General features: G+C 44.6%; 3 protein-coding genes. All 3 read left to right on the top strand.

From position 1 onward, the window contains the following. The coding region (gene cbiD, locus QZZ43_RS03840) for a cobalt-precorrin-5B (C(1))-methyltransferase CbiD (protein WP_291856434.1) at positions 1-921 on the top strand (921 nt) is incomplete at its 5' end. A 71-nt stretch (positions 922-992) separates the two neighbouring features. Then, complete coding sequence (locus QZZ43_RS03845) at positions 993-2,285, top strand: cysteate synthase (protein WP_291856436.1); 1,293 nt, start codon at positions 993-995, stop codon at positions 2,283-2,285. 474 nt (positions 2,286-2,759) lie between these two features. Next, a partial coding sequence (locus tag QZZ43_RS03850) for a glycoside hydrolase family 3 N-terminal domain-containing protein (RefSeq protein WP_291856438.1) occupies positions 2,760-3,429 on the top strand: 670 nt, incomplete at its 3' end.

Raw genomic sequence — 3,429 nt, forward strand, 5'->3', positions numbered from 1 at the left:
AATTCTTTCTGTGTGGTGATCAAGGATGCAGGTGATGATGCGGACGTGATTCACGGTCACGAGATTGGCTGTGAGCTGGCTTTTAGTTCAAAGCCGGGAGTCTCCTTTTTGCAGGGTAAAGGCGTCGGTAAGGTAACATTGCCGGGTTTACAAGTGCCGGTAGGAAATCCCGCAATTAATCCGGTGCCCCGTCAGATGGTGACCAAAATGTTGGAACAGCTGGCAAAAGAGTATGATTTGGAGACCGGGTTTGAGGTGAGAGCTTTTGTCCTGGATGGAGAAATGCTGGCCGCGAAAACCTTTAATCCCAGAGTCGGAGTGGAAGGGGGTATCTCAATTATTGGAACTTCAGGGCGGGTAATTCCCTTCTCATCCGAGGCTTTTCTTGCCAGTATTCGTCCTCAATTATCCGTATCTGTCCAAACCGGATACGGCGAAGTCGTATTGACTTCAGGAAAGCGCAGCGAAAACCTGATCCGTTCTGAATTTCCTCATCTTCCCAACACCGCTTTTGTTCATTTTGGCAACCTGATTGGAGATGCCATTAAACTGGCGGTTGAAGAGAAGGCAAACAGAATCACCCTGGCCTTGATGTTTGCGAAAAGTACCAAACTGGCTTCCGGGCACCTGAATACCCATAGTAGAGAGTGTAGCTTTGATCTGGTATTTTTGGCAAATATTGCCCGGGATTGTGGATGTGCGGACTGTGTGGTAGAGAAGATTAAATCAGCAAAAATGGCCAATGCTATTTTGGATGTTATTCCGTTTGAAGAATCAAATCATTTTTATCAAACCATTGCCAAAAAATGTTTTGAGGTTTGCAGCCAGTTAGTTCCAAATAATGTTGCTTTTAGTTTTCTGATGCTCTCAGGAAAGGGAGGTAAGATTGAAATAGGTGGCCGACCTGATTCAGATCATTAATTGTACTTTCGCAAGGATAAGTTCTTTAATTCTTTTATTTTTGCACCAATAAAAATGTAATTCAAAAAAGAATGGCTTCACAATTTGTTCCCACACAGTATTTGCTGCAATCGGTTAAAACAGGAAATGAATTTATTGACAAGGGTTGGACTCTTGATGCTCCCGGAGAAACAGAACCTTCCCTGATTCGTGCTGTCTATGAGGAAGTACAGCTAAATTTGAAAGATGAATCCTTTGGATTGTTTAAATTCTCCGACTGGCTTCCGGTGAATCACATGTTGCAAGGTTCAGCAGCTCCTGTAACCTACAAGAGTGAAGGGCTCGCCAGGCGCCTGGGACTGAATAATCTCTATATTACTTTTAGTGGTTACTGGCCCGAAAAAGGGGCGTTTATGCCTACCTGTTCATTTAAAGAGACGGAGGCTTATTCTGTTGGCGGACGACTTACTTCCGATTGTAAGGGTGTTTTGGTAGTTGCATCTGCAGGTAATACAGCTCGTGCATTTGCCAGGGTGTGTTCTGATAATGATATTAAGCTTCTTCTGTGTGTGCCTGAGGACAATTTGAGTGCCATGTGGTTCGATAAACCCATAAAAGATAATGTTAAGCTGGTCAGTACCCGTTCGGGAAGTGATTATTTTGATGCCATTCATCTGTCTAATATGATTTGCGGCCTTCCCGGCTTTTTTGCCGAAGGAGGTGCTAAAAATGTGGCTCGCCGCGATGGTATGGGAACCACCATGCTTTCTGCAGTAACTTTTATCGGTCGCATTCCTGACCATTATTTCCAGGCAGTGGGAAGCGGAACCGGCGCTATTGCTGCCTGGGAGGCCAATCAACGGCTTATTGTTGATGGACGTTTCGGAACCAGCGTTATGAAGCTTAGGGTTTCTCAGAACGCTCCTTTTACCCCCATTTATGATGCGTGGAAAGCAGATTCCCGTGAAATGCTCGAATTTGATTCCGATGAGGCCCGTAAGCAGGTGGAAGAGATGGATGCTAAGGTGCTGTCCAACCGCAAACCTCCATATCCTGTTCTTGGTGGGTTGTACGATGCTTTGAAGGATACTTCGGGTGAGGTTCTTGTGGCTACCAATGAGGAGGGCCGTAAAGCGGCCGAACTGTTTCAGCAACTGGAAGGATGTGACATTCATCCTGCTGCCGCTATTGCTACCGCCTCACTCATTAATGAGGTGGAAAAAGGGACTGTGCCCCAGGATGATATCGTGATTCTCAATATAACAGGTGGAGGTGAAGAACTCTTTAAAAGTGAAAAAGAGGTTGACTTCCTGAAACCCGACCATGTTTTTGATATTACTCCGGATATTGAGGATGTTAAGATGGTTCTTAGTAAGTTGTTTTAGATTGTATTAAAAAACGTCAGTGGCGGATAAAGAAAACTAAGCTACTTATTTTTTTCCGCCAATATATTCATTGTGAGGGGGGATTTCTGGCATTGCCGGGAATCAACCCTCTTACTGTTTTGTCCCTGATTGAAATGGTTCATTGCGAGCAACTACCTTAGGAAAATTGAGATACAATGCGTTTATGACAGAAGGGGTATGTCCCTGTAAGGGGCAAATTTGAATAACCCCGGGTGCAACTCGGGCTAGTTGTCCAAAAGAACCGGGTTTCAGGATGGGGGTCAACTATTAATTTGCTGATGTTTTGCTTGTTATAAAGCTCTGTTGTTGAAAGTGTAACGAAGCAATCTCTTCTCAATGTTTTATTTCATCACTCAGTACACACTTCTTTTTAGTTCTTTTCTGTAAAAAAATGCTAATTTTATACTTCATGAGTGTAAGTAGCACAACAACTAATAAATCCTTATTTTAGCAATGAGCAACAAACTTTATTTTAACACCGTTCTGAATATACAGACAAGACGGTTGTTTTCGCTGACGGCCATTTTGATTCTTGGTTTTTGCAGCACTTCAACCTTTGCACAATCTGCTTTTCCGTTCCAAAATCCGGAACTGGACATTGAATCCCGTGTGGATGATTTGCTTTCGCGTATGACTTTGGATGAAAAGGTATCGGCTTTAAGTACCGATCCTTCAATTCCGAGATTGGGCATAAAAGGTGCTCCGCATATCGAAGGTTATCATGGCGTGGCCATGGGCGGACCGGCAAACTGGGCACCCAAAGGTGATGAACGTGTACCTACTACGCAGTTTCCGCAGGCTTATGGGATGGGTGCTACCTGGAATCCCGAACTCATTAAAGAAGCCGGAGAGATAGAAAGTATTGAAGCCCGGTACATTTTTCAAAACCCTGAGATTTCCAAAGGCGGACTGGTGGTTCGGGCACCAAATGCCGACCTGGGGCGCGACCCACGGTGGGGGAGAACTGAAGAGGTCTTCGGGGAAGATCCGTTTCTGGTGGGCACCTTGTCAACGGCTTTTACCAAAGGCCTTCAGGGAGATGATGAAAAATACTGGCGTACTGCCTCTCTGCTAAAACATTTTCTGGCCAACAGCAATGAAAATACACGTGACAGTTCTTCGT

The sequence above is a fragment of the Marinilabilia sp. genome (assembly GCF_016278715.1).
GTDB lineage: Bacteria > Bacteroidota > Bacteroidia > Bacteroidales > Marinilabiliaceae > Marinilabilia.